General features: G+C 59.2%; 16 protein-coding genes. 12 read left to right on the forward strand and 4 right to left on the reverse strand.

Annotated elements, in window-relative coordinates; all coding sequences use genetic code 11:
* The first annotated feature begins 805 nt into the window (after positions 1-805).
* Both GSQ93_RS01575 and GSQ93_RS01580 read left to right on the forward strand, forming a co-directional pair.
* On the forward strand, positions 806-2065 hold the full coding sequence (locus GSQ93_RS01575; RefSeq protein ID WP_158933941.1) for an SfnB family sulfur acquisition oxidoreductase: 1260 nt from the start codon (positions 806-808) through the stop codon (positions 2063-2065).
* Between the two features lie 116 nt (positions 2066-2181).
* Positions 2182-3225 carry a substrate-binding domain-containing protein gene (locus tag GSQ93_RS01580; protein ID WP_158933942.1) on the forward strand — a complete coding sequence of 348 codons (1044 nt, stop codon included), beginning with the start codon at positions 2182-2184 and terminating at the stop codon, positions 3223-3225.
* 55 nt (positions 3226-3280) lie between these two features.
* On the opposite strand, the gene GSQ93_RS01585 is transcribed toward GSQ93_RS01580, so the two are convergent.
* Together GSQ93_RS01585 and GSQ93_RS01590 are read right to left on the reverse strand one after the other, a co-directional pair.
* Complete coding sequence (locus GSQ93_RS01585) at positions 3281-4309, reverse strand: sugar ABC transporter substrate-binding protein (protein ID WP_158933943.1); 1029 nt, start codon at positions 4307-4309, stop codon at positions 3281-3283.
* A gap of 444 nt (positions 4310-4753) precedes the next feature.
* Complete coding sequence (locus GSQ93_RS01590; protein ID WP_158933944.1) at positions 4754-5026, reverse strand: GlsB/YeaQ/YmgE family stress response membrane protein; 273 nt, start codon at positions 5024-5026, stop codon at positions 4754-4756.
* 386 nt (positions 5027-5412) lie between these two features.
* Between GSQ93_RS01590 and GSQ93_RS01595 the strand changes: the two genes are divergently transcribed.
* From GSQ93_RS01595 to GSQ93_RS01610, 4 genes are read left to right on the forward strand one after another with little or no spacing between them, the layout of a single operon-like run.
* Entirely contained in the window at positions 5413-6165 is a 753-nt protein-coding gene (locus tag GSQ93_RS01595) for an SDR family NAD(P)-dependent oxidoreductase (protein ID WP_158933945.1), read from the forward strand.
* A gap of 57 nt (positions 6166-6222) precedes the next feature.
* Positions 6223-7563, forward strand: a complete 1341-nt coding sequence (locus GSQ93_RS01600; RefSeq protein ID WP_158933946.1) for an MFS transporter — start codon at positions 6223-6225, stop codon at positions 7561-7563.
* Between the two features lie 27 nt (positions 7564-7590).
* Positions 7591-8769: an L-rhamnonate dehydratase gene (gene rhmD, locus GSQ93_RS01605; RefSeq protein ID WP_158933947.1), complete on the forward strand. Its 1179-nt coding sequence runs from the start codon at positions 7591-7593 to the stop codon at positions 8767-8769.
* Between the two features lie 25 nt (positions 8770-8794).
* Positions 8795-9577, forward strand: a complete 783-nt coding sequence (locus GSQ93_RS01610) for an SDR family NAD(P)-dependent oxidoreductase (protein ID WP_158933948.1) — start codon at positions 8795-8797, stop codon at positions 9575-9577.
* Here GSQ93_RS01610 and GSQ93_RS01615 read toward each other — a convergent pair.
* A complete protein-coding gene (locus tag GSQ93_RS01615; RefSeq protein ID WP_158933949.1) occupies positions 9564-10514 on the reverse strand; it encodes a LysR family transcriptional regulator in 951 nt (316 codons plus the stop codon). The genes GSQ93_RS01610 and GSQ93_RS01615 overlap by 14 nt on opposite strands.
* A gap of 148 nt (positions 10515-10662) precedes the next feature.
* On the opposite strand from GSQ93_RS01615, the gene rhaM reads away from it, so the two are divergent.
* From rhaM to rhaS, 6 genes are all read left to right on the forward strand, one after another.
* Positions 10663-10977, forward strand: a complete 315-nt coding sequence (rhaM, locus tag GSQ93_RS01620; RefSeq protein ID WP_158933950.1) for an L-rhamnose mutarotase — start codon at positions 10663-10665, stop codon at positions 10975-10977.
* A 46-nt stretch (positions 10978-11023) separates the two neighbouring features.
* Complete coding sequence (locus GSQ93_RS01625) at positions 11024-11914, forward strand: amidohydrolase (RefSeq protein ID WP_158933951.1); 891 nt, start codon at positions 11024-11026, stop codon at positions 11912-11914.
* Between the two features lie 10 nt (positions 11915-11924).
* Positions 11925-13448, forward strand: coding sequence for a sugar ABC transporter ATP-binding protein (locus GSQ93_RS01630; protein WP_158933952.1), 1524 nt, complete (start codon positions 11925-11927; stop codon positions 13446-13448).
* Positions 13448-14488: an ABC transporter permease gene (locus GSQ93_RS01635; RefSeq protein ID WP_158933953.1), complete on the forward strand. Its 1041-nt coding sequence runs from the start codon at positions 13448-13450 to the stop codon at positions 14486-14488. The genes GSQ93_RS01630 and GSQ93_RS01635 overlap by 1 nt, the downstream gene beginning before the upstream one ends.
* Entirely contained in the window at positions 14481-15485 is a 1005-nt protein-coding gene (locus GSQ93_RS01640; RefSeq protein ID WP_158933954.1) for an ABC transporter permease, read from the forward strand. The genes GSQ93_RS01635 and GSQ93_RS01640 overlap by 8 nt, the downstream gene beginning before the upstream one ends.
* An 80-nt stretch (positions 15486-15565) precedes the next feature.
* Positions 15566-16591 (forward strand): rhamnose ABC transporter substrate-binding protein, encoded by a 1026-nt coding sequence (gene rhaS, locus GSQ93_RS01645; RefSeq protein WP_158933955.1) that lies wholly within the window; start codon positions 15566-15568, stop codon positions 16589-16591.
* A 136-nt stretch (positions 16592-16727) separates the two neighbouring features.
* Here the strand turns inward: rhaS and GSQ93_RS01650 are convergent.
* Positions 16728-16880, reverse strand: a 153-nt coding sequence (locus GSQ93_RS01650; protein ID WP_158933956.1) for a 4Fe-4S dicluster domain-containing protein, incomplete at its 5' end; no start/stop codon positions are given.

The following is a 16880-nucleotide window of genomic DNA, read 5'->3' on the forward strand; positions in this document are numbered from 1 at the left end:
ACCACTAATGGTTGAACCCCTCCTTCTCGCGAATCCTGACATAGACACGCTTCGCCACCAGTGCTCTCGGGCAAGCTTCATTCGCCCCGCAACCGGCACGGCCCCACGCATCTTTACTGCTTCATGTTTTGGTGGGTTAGCGACTTGGTCAGCACATTATTTTCGTGAGTTACGGCCTGAGATATCTCGGGGCCTCGTTTCAAAGTGGGTTGGCGTCTTGGTTCGTTGTGCGTACAAATTCGGCGGGGAGGTTTTCCGCGGATAGCGCGGGGTGAACCGTTGGCAGATTCAATCACTGGTGGCGAAGCGTGTCAGAACCCGTGTTCGGAGAAGGAGGGCTTCAAACATCCTCCGCTCTGGCGAGCACCGTGCTTTTGGGGCACCTATGAATGGGAACTGCACGCTGTGGACACTTAGGGTAGAGCGGTGAAAGCGTTTTCTTTGCTTCGTTTCTTTGTCGCTTTGGACAAAGAAATGACGCGCCGCCACGCGCAGTGGCTAATAGTGATAAAGAGAAAATCCGACTCAAGCAGACCACTACCGCCGAAAGCACCAACCCGGCAATAACTCCGACCGCTAACCCTAGAACCTGGCAACCCGGCATCAACTCCGACCACTAACCCCGGAACCTGGCAACCCCAACTCCCCACCCCGACCAAACCCATCCACCCGCGCGAGCAAAACCTAAGCAGCAATGGAGCTAAGCGTAGAAGCGACCCCTTGATGTCCTTAGCGTTATCGTTCGGTTTGAACCCGGTCATGGCGCTGCTAGATTGGTGTCGATCCGACACATAAAAGGGTAAGCATGTCAGCCATTCCGCAAAGTACAGCAACGCGTCCTGCACCAATCCATCCAGACGGATCGTCAGAAAAAACACTCGCGCATATCATCCGCGACGACGCCGAAGCCATCGCACGCGCTCACGAAGTAGCCACTCGCTTGACCGTACACGCTAGCGATCGGGATCGCGAGCGACGCTTACCGCACGAGGAAATCGACTGGTTTTCGCAAGCTGGCTTATGGGCGATCACCGTACCCAAAGAGTTTGGCGGCGCGGGCGTCTCATACGTGACACTGACCGAAGTCATCAAGATCATCGCTGCAGCCGATCCGTCGCTGGCACAGTTGCCCCAGAACCACCTGGGTCTTGTCGACGTCATTGCCCTAACAGGAACTCCCGAGCAGAAGCAGTTTTTCTTCGGCGAGATTTTGCGCGGCAAGCGCTTCGGCAACGGCTTTTCGGAGAAAGGCACAAAGCACGTCCTCGACCTGAAGACGCGCGTCACGGCCGAGGGTGGCGAGTATGTCGTCCACGGCACGAAGTTCTATTCGACCGGTGCCCTGTTCGCGCACTACGTGCCTATCCTCGGTCTCGACGACGAACGCCGTAGCTGGCTTGCCTACATTCCAGCGGGTACGGCAGGGTTGCAGATTATCGATGACTGGTCGGGCTTCGGTCAACGCACCACCGCTAGCGGCACGGTTATCGCGGACCAGGTGCGGGTGGCGGCCTCCCACGTATTTCCTGCGTTTCGCGTATCGGACCAGCCGACGCTTAATGGTCCGATTTCCCAGATCATCCAGGCGGCTATCGATGCGGGTATCGGGCGGGCGGCGGTGGACGACACGCTGAAATTTGTACGTGAGCGTTCGCGTCCGTGGATCGATAGCGGCGTGGAGCGCGCAAGCGACGATCCGCTTGTGATACGTGAAGTGGGTCATCTTCACATTCACCTGCACGCGGCCGAGGCGTTGCTCGAACGCGCCGCGCTCACGCTGGACACCATTGCAACGCAAGGACATGCCCCAAGCGAAGACGATATCGCTCGTGCATCGGTGGCTGTTGGCGAAGCAAAGGTCTTGACCACCGAGATCGCATTGCTCGCCAGTGAAAAGTTGTTCGAACTGGCAGGCACGCAGTCGACGCTTGCTGCGCATAACCTCGACCGCCACTGGCGCAATGCGCGCACGCATACGCTGCACGACCCGGTGCGCTGGAAATATCACCTTGTGGGCAACTACTACCTGAACGGTATCAAGCCGGCGCGCCACCCGTGGAACTGAAATCAGGTTGTAGATAAAGAACCCGTTGCCCCCGATCAGCAAAGCCGTATGGCCGCGCGCGTTCAGCCTGACGTCGTCCCCACGCTCTCACTCCACGGAAACGGAAACCACCCTTCATGCTTAAACCTATCGGCCGTTTGTTCGTCGCGGCGTTGCTTGCCGGCAGCATCTCCGCCTATGCAGCAGGCGGCTTACCCAACGCTCCCGCACCTTTCGATAAAGGCGGCGTCAGGATCGCGTTGGTCAACTATCTTTCGACCGGCGATTTCTTCCAGGCTTATGAGGCGGGTGCGCAAAAGCAGGCCAAGGCGCTCGGCATCGATTTGCGAATTTACGAGGGTCGTCAGGACGCTGCCCAGCAACGTGACCAGTTCCAGCAGGCAATCAATCTGGGCGTTTCCGCCATTATCGTGAATCATGGTTTGCCGGAGTCCTTGAAGGACGTGGTGCAGGTGGCGCTCGATAAAGGCATCAAGGTCGTAGCATTTGACGTTGACCTCGGCAATCCGAAGGTGCCGCAGATCGAGCAGAGTGACCACGATCTCGCGACTTTGTTGCTCGATCAGGCAGTGAAAGATAACGGCGATGCGTTTGCCGCAGCCTACGTCTATGTGCCGGGTTTTGCGCCGCTTGACCGGCGCGACACTGTCTGGAAGGCGTTCAAGACCGCGCATCCGAAGGTCAGGGAGGCGGCACGGTTCGGCACGGTGGATAATCCGATTGCGCAGTCGGTGGCCAACCAGGCAGCGGCCGCGTATAGGGCGCATCCGGATGTACGGGTAGTGTTTGCGCCTTATGACGAGTTCGCTCGCGGCGCGAAGCTGGCTGCGGACGAGGCGGGCATCGCTTCGAAGGTCCGCATCTATAGCGCCGATATATCGACGGCTGATATTGAGGCGATCCGGGCGCCCGGGAGTCCGTGGGTTGCCACTGCCGCAACTAATCCGGCGGTAGTGGGCGCGGTTTCGGTGCGAGCCGCTGCGCTGCTGGTGGCGGGTCAGGACCCGGGACACAGGATCGAAATAAAGCCTGCGCTGATCACGCGTGACGATCTGGTCAAGAATGACATCCGTACGATTGCGGATCTTGAGTCCCGGTTCGTGGATTTCAGGCGGGCAGATGTGGCCAAGGCGGGATGGATTCCCGAGGTCCAAGATTAAAGGACAGTTGATTCGCTATCCTGATGGTAGGCGCTCGCTATTTCGCGGGCACTACTCACTTGGTATCGGCTTGGCCCAGCGTCTTCTGCGCCTGCGCGGCGTTGTCCTTGCTGACGAGAATCGACGGCACATAGGTGGCGGGAGGCAGCGTGCGATCGCCTGCCAGATAGCGCGCTACGTTATCGACTGCTGTCTTGCCAATCAGATAAGGCTGTTGCGCGACCACAGCCGTAGCGCTGGAGTTCGGATTCTTGACCAGCGCGACGAAGTCGGGACTGCCATCGACTGCATAGGTTTTGATCTCCAGACGATCCGCCGCGTCAACAGCCTGCGTCGCACCGACCTGCGGTATATCCCAGCCTGCCCATATAGCCTGCAGGGTGCCGGCCGGATATTTGCTCAGTAACTCGCTGACCTGCGAGTAGGCGTCCTGCACGGTATTCGGAATCACGTCGACCAGCTCGGGCTGAATGATCCTGATCTTCGGATACCATTTCAGCACTTCGCGCAACTGGTCGTAGCGCATCGCCATGACCGACACGCCGTAGAAGCCGTTGAAGACGAGAATATTGCCTTCGCCATGCAGGTCGCTGACGAGCTTCAATGCAAGCTGCTCGCCAATATAGAAATTATCCGAGGTCGTTACGTTGATGCTCGACGGGCTGGCGGTATCGACGGTAAAGAGCGGGATGCCCGCTTCACGGATTTTCTTGAGCCACGGTTCGAGCACGACCGCGGTGCCAAGCTGCTCAATAATGGCGTCGGGCTTGTCCGCGATCAGCGCCTGAAGCTGGGCAATCTGCTGGCTATCCTTGCGGCCGCCGTCCATCGCGATGGGTGTCCCGCCCAGCCGCTTCACTTCATCGATTTGTCCCTTGTAAGCCTTCAAGTCCCAGTAATGCTCGGTTCCTGCGACGGAGATGCCAATCCGCTTGCCTTTAAGCGACGGCACGTCGGCCGCGGCCGGCGCGCAGAGCACTGCACAGGTCAACAGTGCAGCAAGTAAGGCAAGCAGGCGCCCGAAAAACGCTTCATGCGCTTTCCGCGAAGCATGAAACCGTTCGATGTTCTTGTTCTTACCCATGTTGAATTAAATTCTGCGCAATGAATGAAGGGTGTAAAACTCAGTGTGAAGGGCTCAATCCGATCATTGTATTTTCCTCAGACGTGTCGGCACGGAAATGCATGAGCCGAGTGTTAAAAACCGGGCTCGGCGGAGCTTTGATGTTTCGCAGGGAATATGGTCGAGAATGACAGAAGGCTCGCTTTCAAACTATTAGTGTTGGCGCGTAGAGTCTTTGCGAAAAGAAATGACCAAGCCGGGCGGTGGCTGGTTTTTAGTTAGCTCTTAACTAAATTAATCAGGATGCCTTATATAGATGAAAGAATATAAAGACTTGGAGCGGCCAAATAAAAATCCCGCACGGGCGACGCGCCTGTGCGGGATTTTGGTCAAGCGAGCTGCGGTGGCTGTCACCCGGCTAAAGAATCGGCCCGGTGCGTTTGCAGCTAAACGGTTCGCCTTCGGCTAAAGAGCGCTTCGCCCTCGGCTAAAGAGCCTCACGATAGCCAGCAGAATCACGGCGCCAATCAACGCAGTGATCAGCGACCCGATGATGCCGCCGCCCAGGTGCAGGCCGAGTAGGCCGCCCAGCCAACCGCCAATAAACGCGCCGACAATGCCGACGATGATGTCCACAATAATTCCGAAGCCGCCTCCATCGACGATCCGGCCAGCGAGCGCACCGGCAATTCCGCCAATGATCAGCCAGAAGATAATTCCGTGCGAAACAGGTTCCATAGCTTTCTCCGTCAGGTGAGATCCGCGTAGCGGGCTACCGGCATGGTGTTTAACGATACTTCGGGGAGTGTCACTGCTGTGGTTTCCATCTTCCCCCTGGATCAATGGACATCTCGGCTGGAGCAAACCACATGCCTGAAAGAGCAATGCGGAAAGAACGACCGATTCACCAGCTTGGCGCTTATCGTCAATGGGCGTCATCCGGCTAAACCCGACCCCGAATACTCCCTCTAGTAGTTTGTGATCCACTTTTGCTATCGGACCATCGAATAGTCGGATTGTTTTGCTATGAGCGCGCCCCTATAGTTCATCAATCAGCGGCTTTAAGCAGGTGCCGAAACAGGGTGCCGAAACAAACAATCATCCTAAATACAAAAGGAGACACGATGAACCAGATCGATCTGGCTGGACGGACCGTGGTCATTACTGGCGGCGCACGCGGTATTGGCTATGCGGTGGCACAACGCGCGCTTGCCTCCGGCGCCGAAGTCGCACTATGGGACATCGACGCCGAACGCCTTGAGCGCGCTCGCGGCGAACTCGCGAAGGCCGGCAAGGTCAGCGTCGCCGTGGTCGAACTGACGGAAGAGGCATCGGTTGAGAAAGCGACGCAGCAGACTCTGGAAGCGCATCGAAAGATTGATGTCTTGATCAACTGCGCGGGCATCACCGGCGGCAACGGCACGACCTGGGAGCTGGCGCCGGACGTATGGCGCCGTGTGATCGACGTGAACCTGATTGGCCCATATCTCACGTGTCGCGCCGTCGTGCCCCACATGTTGAAGGAAGGCTACGGACGGATCGTGAATATCGCTTCAGTGGCGGGCAAGGAAGGCAATCCGAATGCGTCGCACTATAGCGCCTCGAAAGCTGGCCTGATAGGGCTCACGAAGTCGCTGGGCAAGGAACTCGCCACGCGCGGCATCCTGGTTAACGCGGTGACCCCGGCTGCAGCGAAGACGGAGATTTTCGATTCCATGGCGCAGCAGCATATTGACTACATGTTGTCGAAGATTCCGATGAACCGTTTCCTCCTGCCGGAAGAAGCGGCGTCGCTGATCCTGTGGCTCAGCTCGGAAGATTGCGCGTTCAGCACAGCGTCCGTGTTCGATCTGTCCGGTGGCCGCGCGACCTACTGAAGCCGCTCTCGGGTGTCTCTTTGGGCATCCGCCATATAAAAATATCTGGAGACACGCATGAGCGAACCCGCTACTGCGGAGGACGCCGTCGTCGCCCGCGTGATGCGCCGTCTGCTGCCGTTCCTGCTGCTGATGTACATGCTGGCGTTTCTCGATCGGGCAAATATCGGCTTCGCGCAGAAAGCGCTGCAGCACGATACGGGTCTTTCGAATGCGGCCTTTGCGTTCGGCGCAGGAGTGTTTTTCGTCGGCTATGCGATTTTTGAAGTGCCGAGCAACTTGCTGCTGCATCGCGTGGGAGCCAAGCTCTGGATGTGCCGGATCATGGTGACATGGGGGCTTGTGTCCGCAGCCATGGCATTCGCGCACACGGCTACCATGTTCTATGTCCTGCGCTTTGCGCTGGGTGTGGCTGAGGCAGGTTTTTTCCCCGGCATTGTGTATTACCTCACGCGCTGGTTTCCCCAATCGGCGCGAGCGAGGGCATTAGGCGTGTTCTATTTCGGCGCGCCGCTCGCTTTCATCTTCGGCAGCCCGTTGTCTGGCGCGTTGCTCGACCTGCATGGCGCGTTCGGTTTTGCAGGGTGGCAATGGCTCTTCCTGGTGGAAGGCGTTCTTGCCTCCATCGTAGGCGTATGGGCATTCTGGTATCTCGACAACGATCCATCCACAGCCCGCTGGTTAAATGCCGGTCAACGTGAGCTGCTGCTCGCGCGACTCTCCCAGGATTCACAGGCAGCATCGGCGCATGGGCCGCGCGGTGTGCTTGCAGCATTGATTGATCCGCGGGTGCTGATCTTGTCGGGGGTGTATTTCCTGATTCAGATGTCCGTGTATGGCGTGATCTTTTATCTGCCGCAACAAGTGGCCGCATTGCTTGGCGCGAACGTGGGTGCGAAGGTCGGTTTCGTCACTGCAATCCCGTGGTTGTGCGCGGTGCTTGTTACGTGGGTGGTGCCGCGATATGCGGATCGTCATGGCCAGCATCGATGGCTCGCCGTGCTGATGCTGGTCGTAGCCGGTGCGGGTATCGCGGTATCGGGACTCGCAGGTCAACCCGTGATCTCGCTGATCGCGTTGTGTTTCGCGGCGAGCGGCTTGATTGCAGCACAACCGCTGTTCTGGACCTTTCCCACGCATTACCTGACTGGCGCTGCCGCGGCGGGCGCCATTGCGCTGATCAATTCGCTTGGTGGCCTCGGCGGTTTCGTTGCGCCGATGGTGCGCACGGCCGCGGAACGCATCTATGTATCGACGAGTGCCGGCCTCGTGTTGCTCGGATTCGTCGCGATGCTCGCAGCGTTGGCAATCATCGTGTTCGTGCGGCCTGTACGTGCATCCGCGCATGCCCACGATCCTCACGCAAAGCCCCACGACAAGCGTGCCAAAGCGTCCTGAACATTAGAACCTTAACGGAGTCCGATCATGTCCATGCCTACCATCCGCCACGTTCGCGCGTTCACCGTTCGCGGCGGTGGCGCCGATTATCACGACCAGGGCGCCGATCACTGGATCGACGACCATATCTCTACGCCCATGGGGCGTTACCCCGAGTATCGGCAAAGCCGTCAGTCGTTCGGCATCAATGTGCTCGGTTCGTTAGTTGTCGAAATTGAAGCGAGCGACGGCACCGTCGGCTTCGCGGTCACCACCGGCGGCGAGATAGGCGCGTTTATCGTTGAGAAACATCTGGCGCGGTTTCTCGAAGGCCAAAGGGTAACCGACATCGAAAAGATGTGGGACCAGATGTATTTCGCCACGCTCTACTACGGGCGCAAAGGCATTGTGCTGAATGCTATTTCGGGCGTCGATCTTGCATTGTGGGACCTGCTTGCGAAGGTTCGCAAGGAGCCGGTGTTTCATCTTTTAGGTGGACCTGTACGCGACGAACTGCAGTTCTATGCAACCGGCGCACGTCCTGACCTGGCGAAGGAGATGGGTTTTATCGGCGGCAAGATGCCGTTGCAGCATGGACCCGCGGAAGGCGAGGAAGGGCTGGCGAAGAACATCGCGAAGCTTGCCGATATGCGCTCGAAAGTAGGCGATGATTTCTGGCTGATGTTCGACTGCTGGATGAGCCTCGACCTGAACTACGCAACGCGCCTCGCGCACGCGGCGAAGGAGTACGGTCTGAAGTGGCTCGAAGAAGCGTTGCCACCCGATGACTATTGGGGTTACGCCGAACTGCGGCGCTCGGTGCCGCGCGGCATGATGGTGACGACCGGTGAACATGAAGCCACGCGCTGGGGTTTTCGCATGCTGTTTGAAATGGGCTGTGCCGATCTGGTCCAGCCGGACGTGGGCTGGTGTGGCGGCATCACGGAACTGATCAAGATCTCCGCGCTTGCTGATGCTCATAACGTACTGGTCGTGCCGCATGGTTCATCCGTCTATAGCTATCACTTCGTGGTGACGCGGCACAATTCGCCGTTTGCGGAGTTCCTGATGATGGCGCCGAAAGCCGACGAAGTCGTGCCCATGTTCAATCCGCTGCTGCTCGATGAACCCGTGCCCGTGAATGGCCGGATGAAGGTACCGGATACACCGGGTTTTGGCGTGCGGCTCAATCCCGAATGCACCCTTGTGCGTCCTTATACACACTGAAACATTGAAACGCTGAGGTTTAACCGTGCTGCTCGACAACAAAGTGGTGATTGTCACGGGCGGATCGCGAGGCATTGGCCGCGCGATTGCCGTGGCGTGCGCGAAGGAAGGCGCGGACGTCGTGCTGAACTATTGGGGCGATAACGACCGCTCATATGGACGGTTGTCGGCCGTGCAAGAGGTGGTCGGTGAGATAGAAGCGCTCGGTCGGCGAGTGATCGCTGTCGAAGGAAACGTGGCGCAGCGTGAGACAGGGCTAGAGCTTGTGAAGCACGCAGTCGATGCGTTCGGTCACGTCGACGTCCTCGCCAGCAACGCCGGTATCTGTCCATTCCACTCGTTCCTCGATATGCCGGCGTCGGTGTACGAAGCGACCATTGGCGTCAACCTGAACGGTGCGTTCTATGTGACTCAGGCTGTCGCTAACCAGATGAAACTGCAAGGAACAGGCGGCGCGATCGTCGCGACGAGTTCGATCAGCGCACTCGTTGGCGGTGGCATGCAGACGCATTACACGCCGACCAAAGCGGGCGTTCATTCGCTGATGCAGTCGTGCGCAATCGCATTGGGGCCTTACGGCATCCGCTGCAATTCGGTCATGCCCGGCACAATCGCGACGGACCTGAACGCCGAAGATCTCGCCGATACCGAGAAGCGCGCGTACTTCGAAAAACGCATTCCGTTGGGACGCCTGGGTGAACCCGACGACGTCGCGCAGTGCGTGACGTTTCTTGCATCGGACCGTGCGCGATACGTAACGGGGGCATCGCTGCTGGTGGACGGCGGCTTGTTCGTCAACCTTCAGTGAACGAGCCCGCCGAGTACTTGCGCAGCAACGCGATGCAGTATTCGGCGGGTTCGCTGAGCGTTTCATGTTTGCGCCGGAGCAGACCGAAGCCCGACAGGCTTTTGCCGATCTCAATGGGCAGTTCGACCAGCAAATGCGCCCGAAGGTAATCGCGTACGACGGATTCCGGCAGCATGGCGACGGCGTCGCAGTTCTGCAGTAGCTGAAGCGTAGCGAAGATCGAAGCGCACTCGACTACGTTGGAAGGCGAAGCAAGCCCGGCCCGCGCGAGCTCTTCTTCGAACAACGCGCGCGCCGGGCTGGTGATGGGTTGAAGGATCCAGGGCCAGGAGATCAGCGCGTCGAGCGAGAGCGTGGTTTCATGGACGAGCGGATGCGCGGCGCGCACAACCAGCCGCATGGCCTCGCGCGAGAGCGGTTCGAAGTCGAAGTCGTTGTGCTGGAGCGGCGTGGTGAGACGGCCGAGCGCGAGATCCACTTCGCGGCGGTGCAGCAATTGCACCACCTGGTCGCTGGTCTCGCCAAGAATACGAACGTTGAGCAGCGGCCGTTCGCTTTTGAGTTCGGCGATGGCCATGGCAAGCACGTCGGGCGCCGCGCCCATGATCGCGCCCACCGTCAATTGACCATGACCACCGCGCCGCTTGCTTTCGAGGTCGGCGGCGAAGCGAGTGAGGTCGGCAAGCGAACGGCGCGCATAGGCGAGCGTGGCGACACCGAGCGGCGTGGGCTGCATGCCGCGGGCGTTGCGCTCGAACAGGAGGAAGCCGAACGCCTCTTCTATGTCGCTGAGCATGCGGCTGGCGCTTGGCTGGGCGACATTGATGGCCTCGGCGGCCTGGTGCAGGTTGCGGGCGTCGTCGAGAGCGACAAGCAGCGCGAGATGCTTGAATTTCAGGCGATTGACGAGGGCAATCTGGGAGACGTTCTGAGTCATCGGGCGTCCTCGTGCGTCTATTATGCGATTCGGTTTTGCGATCGGCTGATCCTGACTTCGGATTGTCATGTTATCAGTCGGCGAATTATAGTCGTAACGTAACAGCCGGAAATCAACCGGTTCAACACCTATAAAAAGGCAAGCCGCAATGGAGACGATTGCGTTCAGGATGACCCTCAAACCGGGCCAGCGCGATGAATACGAGCGGCGTCATCGCGACATATGGCCCGAGCTGGCCGAGGCGTTGAGTCACGCCGGGATCCGCGATTACTGGATTTTCCTCGACGACACCACCGGGCACCTGTTCGCCACGTTCAAGCGTGAGCGCGACCACACCATGGACGCCTTACCCGATCTGCCCATCATGCGCAAATGGTGGGACAGCATGGCCGACCTGATGGAAACAAACCCTGACCGCTCGCCGGTGCAAGCCGCGCTCGTGCCAGTCTTCCATCTACCCTGACGCTTTCGCTTTTCGTTTTTAGCCTTTGCGGCACGAGGACATATCCATGCAGGTTGTCGATCCGCACATTCACCTTTGGGATCTGAAGACGCATCACTATCCGTGGTTGGAGAACCCGGGTAAGTCGTTCGTCGGCGATGCACGCGAGCTGAAGCACGACTACCTCATCAGTGATTTACTGCGCGATGCCGGGACGGTCCAGGTGCTTAAGCTAGTACACGTGGATGCCAACCACGATCCCGCCGATCCGGTGGAAGAAACGAGGTGGCTCCAACAGGTTGCCGATAACGAAGGCCACGGGTTACCGAACGCGATCGTGGCGGGCGCGGATTTATCCGAGGATAACGTGCAGGAAGTGCTCGAAGGGCATGCTGCATTCGCCAACACGCGTGGCATCCGGCAGATACTCAACGTGCATGCGAATCCGCTTTATGACTACGTCGGCCGGCACTACATGCGTGAACCGCAGTGGCGCAAGAACTTCGCGTTACTGAAGAGGTATTCGATGTCGTTCGATCTGCAGCTCTACCCATCGCAGATGAAAGAAGCGGCTGAGCTTGCACAGGAACATCCCGATACGCAGTTCATCGTGAATCATGCCGGCATGTTCGTGGATCGTTCGTCCGTGGAGGGCTTTCGTGTATGGCGTGATGGTTTGCGTGCACTCGCTGCATGTCCGAACGTAGCGGTGAAGATCAGTGGGCTCGCGATGTTCGATCATCAGTGGAGCATCGAAAGCTTTCGGCCGTATGTGCTGGAGACGATCGATACGTTTGGTTGCGAGCGTGCGATGTTCGCGTCAAATTTTCCGGTCGACCGCTTGTTTGCGACGTATGAAGGGCTGTGGAACGCGTATGCGTCCATTGTGGCGGACCTGAGCGATACGGAGAAAGATGCACTCGTGAAGAGCAACGCAGAACGTATCTATCGCATCTGAAGGAGACAGTATGGGTAATAACAATCTGCCTCGGCTTGAGCTAAGGCACGCGAGCAAGTCGTTTGGCCGCGTGCGTGCGCTCGGCGACGGCAGCCTCGCGTTATGGCCGGGTGAAGTGCATGCATTGCTCGGCGAGAACGGCGCGGGTAAGTCGACCTTGGTCAAGCTGCTTGCGGGCGTGTATCAACCGGACTCGGGCGAATTGCTGGTCGACGGACAGGCGCGTACGTTCGCGAATCCCGCCGAAGCACGCGATGCGGGCCTCGCCGTGATCTATCAGGAACCTACGCTGTTCGCGGATCTATCCATCGCGGAAAACATCTACATGGGACGTCAGCCCCGCGACCGGCTCGGCCGGATTCGCTATGACGAAATGAATCGCGAAGTGGACGCGCTGTTGCAATCGCTTGGCGTTAATCTTCGCGCCGAACGCCTGGTGCGCGGTTTGTCCATCGCCGATCAGCAAGTGGTCGAGATCGCCAAAGCGCTGTCTCTGAACGCGAATGTGCTGATCATGGACGAGCCGACGGCGGCGTTGTCGCTGACTGAAGTGGAGCGCCTGTTCTCCATTGTGCGTGCATTGCGCGAACGCGACGCCGCCATTCTTTTCATCACGCACCGGCTGGACGAAGTATTCGCGCTGACACAGCGCCTGACGATCATGCGCGACGGCCTGAAGGTTTTCGACGCCATGACCGCCGACATGACCATCGATTCGATCGTCAGCAAGATGGTCGGACGCGACCTCGATACCTTCTATCCGAAAGCCGATGTCGCACCCGGCGAGGTTCGTCTCTCAGTGCGTAACCTGACGCGCGACGGCGTGTTCAAGAACGTCTCGTTCGAGGTCCGAGCAGGCGAGATCGTGGCGCTGGCGGGGCTGGTTGGCGCAGGGCGCAGCGAAGTCGCGCGAGCGATCTTTGGCATCGATCAGGTGGATGCGGGCGAGGTTCATATCGCGGGCAAGCCGTTGCAACTCGGCCGGCCGCAAGCGGCAGTCCGCGCGGGACTCGCGCTGGTGCCGGAGGACCGCCGCGCGCAAGGTCTTGCGCTGGAACTGAGCATTGCGCGCAACGCATCGTTGACGGTGCTGGGGCGCCTTGTCAAACATGGGCTGATCTCATCACGCAGCGAGAATACGCTCGCCGCCGATTGGGGCAAACGCCTGCGGCTCAAAGCGAGCGACCTGGACGCGCCGGTAGGCACGCTGTCGGGCGGCAACCAGCAGAAGGTCGTACTTGGAAAGTGGCTGGCCACAGGGCCTAAAGTGCTGATCATCGACGAACCTACTCGCGGTATCGATGTCGGTGCGAAGGCGGAGGTGTATCGGACCCTCGCCGAACTGGTGCGCGAAGGCATGGCAGTCCTGATGATTTCAAGCGAGCTCCCCGAAGTGCTCGGTATGGCCGATCGCATTCTTGTCATGCACGAAGGGCGTATCAGCGCCGACATTGCACGCGCCGATGCAAACGAAGAACGCGTGATGAGCGCCGCGCTCGGCGCATCGCCGTCCATGTTGGGAAAGGCAGCGTGATGACCCGACATTCTCCCGCCATGCCTGCCGTGCACGCGCCCAAGCCCAAACGCCGCAACCTGCTGGCGGACCTGGTTCGCAGCCGCGAGGCGACCTTGTTTGTCGTGCTGATTGCGTTGGTCGCAGCGACCGCTGCAGTGAAACCCGAGTTCCTGAATCTGCAGAATCTGCGCGACGTGCTGCTCAATGTATCGATCATCGGCTTGCTCACGGCAGGCATGACGGTCGTGATGCTGATGCGGCATATCGATCTGTCGGTAGCGTCGGTTGTGGGTGTCAGCGCGTATTCGGTCGGTAGTCTCTTCGTGATGTTCCCGCACATGCCGATCGTGGTTGCGATGCTCGCGGGCATAACCATCGGCCTTGCGATTGGCGCGGTGAATGGCACGCTGATCACGTTCGGGCGCGTGCCTTCGCTGGTGGCAACTTTGTCGACGCTGTACATCGTGCGCGGCGCCGATTACGCCTGGGTCCACGGTGGCCAGATCAACGCGACCAGCCTTCCCGATGCGTTTTCGCGCATCGCGACGGGTTCGCTGCTCGGCTTGCCGAACCTGGTGTTGATCGCGGTGGTCGTGCTGTTCGCGATGGGCATCTATCTCAAGCAATATCGCGGCGGACGCGAGCATTACGCGATCGGATCGAACCCGGAAGCTGCACGGCTTGCAGGTATTCGCGTAGAGCGCCGGGTGATGATTGGCTTCCTGTTGTCCGGTGCGATTGCGGGCCTCGCGGGCGTGTTGTGGCTGGCGCGTTTCGGCACGGTCGAAGCGAGTACGGCGAAGGGCATCGAATTGCAGGTGGTGGCCGCAGCCGTGGTGGGCAGCGTGGCGATTACGGGCGGCGTGGGCACCATCCTCGGCGCAACGCTTGGCGCGCTCGTGCTTGGCGTGATCAACATTGCGCTGGTGGTGCTGCGCGTATCGCCGTTCTGGCAGCAGGCTATTCAGGGAGCGCTGATCGTCGCGGCGATCACGCTTGACACACTGCTGGCGCGCTCGGTCGCGCGCCGCATGATGAGGAAACGCGATCATGGCTAAACCCGATTCCGCACTCGCTTTGACCAAGCGCCGGCATCTGTCGTGGGAAACCATGCTCGTGGTCGTGCTCGTGTTGGGACTGATCCTCGGGCGCGTGTTGTCGCCCGTGTTCCTCTCGAGCGCCAACCTCTCGAACATGCTCGCCGACTTCACCGAGATCGCGTTGATCGCGTTGCCGATGACATTGATCATTGTCGCGGCTGAAATCGATTTGTCGGTGGCGTCCGTGCTCGGCGCATCGAGCGCGCTGATGGGTGTGCTCTGGCACATGGGGCTGCCCATGCCGCTTGTGATCGCCATTGTATTGGTCGCGGGAACGCTTGCCGGCCTCTTCAACGGGCTCGTGATCGTGCGCTTCAATCTTCCCTCGCTCGCCGTCACCATCGGCACGCTGGCGTTGTTTCGCGGCTTGGCGTACGTGCTGCTCGGCGACCAGGCTGTCGCGGATTTTCCGGCGTCCTATACCGCGTTCGGGATGGATACCGTCGCCGCGTTCCTGCCCATGCCGTTTGTCCTTGTGATCATTGGGGCGGTCGTTTTTACGGTGCTGCTGCAAGCTACGCCGTTCGGACGCAGCCTCTACGCGATCGGCGCGAATCCCGTTGCCGCGCAGTTTTCCGGTATCGACGTGGCGCGTACGAAGCTCAAGCTTTTCATGCTGTCCGGCGCGATGAGCGCGCTCGCGGGCGTGGTCTACACGTTGCGCTTTACCAGCGCTCGCGGTGACAACGGAGAGGGCTTCGAACTGTCGGTGATTGCGGCCGTGCTGTTCGGCGGCGTGAGCATCTTCGGTGGACGCGGGTCCATGATCGGCGTGCTTCTATCGTTGCTGATCATCGGCGTGTTGCGCAATGCGTTGACGCTCTCGGATGTATCAAGCGAGACGCTGACCATTGTGACCGGTGGTTTGTTGTTGTCGTCGGTGCTGATTCCGAATCTTGTTGCACGTTGGCGTGTCATGCGCGAAAAGCGCTTGATGACGCAGACGCTTACTTGAAGCTTGGCTTTTTAAAACCAGCGTGAAGACTTCGGCCATTCATTGAACCGGAGCAGCGCGCGACATCAGGAGACACAAGCATGTTCAAACCCTTTAAGTCCATTCGCGGTCCGGCGCTATGCGCCGCGCTGATCGCGGTGTCCGCGGCGGCGATGATTCCGATCAGCGCGAACGCCGCGGATCTGAAAAAGGACCTGAAAATAGCGTTCCTGCCCAAACAGATCAACAACCCGTACGAAGTGATTGCCGACGACGGCGGTCTGGCGGCCATCAAGGAGATGGGCGGCCAGGGCAAGGTAGTGGGGCCGTCGGACGCGGGCGCGTCGTCGCAGGTCCAGTACATCAACACGCTGATCACGCAGCGCCAGGACGCGATCGTGATTGCCGCGAACGATGCCAACGCAGTCGTTCCGTACCTGAAGAAAGCGATGGCTCAGGGCGTGAAGGTCGTCACGTTCGACTCCGATACCGCACCCGATGGCCGCCAGATTTTCGTCAATCAGGCGAACTCGGAAGGCATCGGACGGGGGCAGGTGCAGTTGATGGCGAAGCTGATCGGCGGCGAAGGTGAGTTCGCGATTCTCTCGGCTACGCCGAATGCCACGAACCAGAATACCTGGATCAAGTGGATGGAGGAGGAACTGAAGAAGCCGGAATATTCGAAGATGAAGCTGGTGAAGATTGCCTACGGTAACGACGACGATCAGAAATCGTTCGTTGAAACGCAGGGTCTGTTGCAGGCTTATCCGAACCTGAAGGGCATCATTTCCCCGACGACCGTGGGTATCGCAGCAGCGGCGCGTTATATCTCGACGTCGCCAGCCAAGGGCAAGGTCGAAGTGACCGGACTCGGCACGCCGAACCAGATGCGCGCGTTCATCAAGAACGGCACCGTAAAGGCGTTCCAGTTGTGGGATCCGGGTCAACTTGGTTACCTCGCGGCGTACGCGGCGGCTAACCTCGCTTCAGGGACGATCACGGGCAAGGAAGGCGACAGCTTCGACGCAGGCAAGCTGGGCAAGCGCACAGTGGGCAAGAGCGGCGAAGTCGTGCTTGGACCGCCGACCACGTTCGATTCTTCGAATATCGACAACTTCAATTTCTAAAGTGAAGTCTGCTTAGGAACGAAAGCGTTGGTGGGGAAGATAGACGCGCTTGAGGGCCGGTGCCTAATCCTGGATTGGGCACCGGCCTTTTGGGGCATGGGTTGCGCTCACCCTTAGACCGAGTGAGAACTCCCTTTTACATGTTCGGATAATTCGGCCCACCGCCACCTTCCGGCGGTACCCACACAATGTTCTGCGTTGGGTCCTTAATATCGCAAGTCTTGCAGTGCACGCAGTTCTGCGCGTTGATCTGCAGGCGCTCGCTGCCATCATCGTTCTTCACGAACTC

This window comes from Burkholderia sp. S171 (assembly GCF_009766085.1).
Taxonomy (GTDB): Bacteria; Pseudomonadota; Gammaproteobacteria; order Burkholderiales; family Burkholderiaceae; genus Caballeronia.

Coding starts and splice junctions, on each gene's coding strand:
- GSQ93_RS01575 (WP_158933941.1), top strand. CDS start 806: ATGTCAGCCATTCCGCAAAGTACAGCAACGCGTCCTGCACCAATCCAT.
- GSQ93_RS01580 (WP_158933942.1), top strand. CDS start 2,182: ATGCTTAAACCTATCGGCCGTTTGTTCGTCGCGGCGTTGCTTGCCGGC.
- GSQ93_RS01585 (WP_158933943.1), bottom strand. CDS start 4,309: ATGGGTAAGAACAAGAACATCGAACGGTTTCATGCTTCGCGGAAAGCG.
- GSQ93_RS01590 (WP_158933944.1), bottom strand. CDS start 5,026: ATGGAACCTGTTTCGCACGGAATTATCTTCTGGCTGATCATTGGCGGA.
- GSQ93_RS01595 (WP_158933945.1), top strand. CDS start 5,413: ATGAACCAGATCGATCTGGCTGGACGGACCGTGGTCATTACTGGCGGC.
- GSQ93_RS01600 (WP_158933946.1), top strand. CDS start 6,223: ATGAGCGAACCCGCTACTGCGGAGGACGCCGTCGTCGCCCGCGTGATG.
- rhmD (WP_158933947.1), top strand. CDS start 7,591: ATGTCCATGCCTACCATCCGCCACGTTCGCGCGTTCACCGTTCGCGGC.
- GSQ93_RS01615 (WP_158933949.1), bottom strand. CDS start 10,514: ATGACTCAGAACGTCTCCCAGATTGCCCTCGTCAATCGCCTGAAATTC.
- rhaM (WP_158933950.1), top strand. CDS start 10,663: ATGGAGACGATTGCGTTCAGGATGACCCTCAAACCGGGCCAGCGCGAT.
- GSQ93_RS01625 (WP_158933951.1), top strand. CDS start 11,024: ATGCAGGTTGTCGATCCGCACATTCACCTTTGGGATCTGAAGACGCAT.
- GSQ93_RS01630 (WP_158933952.1), top strand. CDS start 11,925: ATGGGTAATAACAATCTGCCTCGGCTTGAGCTAAGGCACGCGAGCAAG.
- GSQ93_RS01635 (WP_158933953.1), top strand. CDS start 13,448: ATGACCCGACATTCTCCCGCCATGCCTGCCGTGCACGCGCCCAAGCCC.
- GSQ93_RS01640 (WP_158933954.1), top strand. CDS start 14,481: ATGGCTAAACCCGATTCCGCACTCGCTTTGACCAAGCGCCGGCATCTG.
- rhaS (WP_158933955.1), top strand. CDS start 15,566: ATGTTCAAACCCTTTAAGTCCATTCGCGGTCCGGCGCTATGCGCCGCG.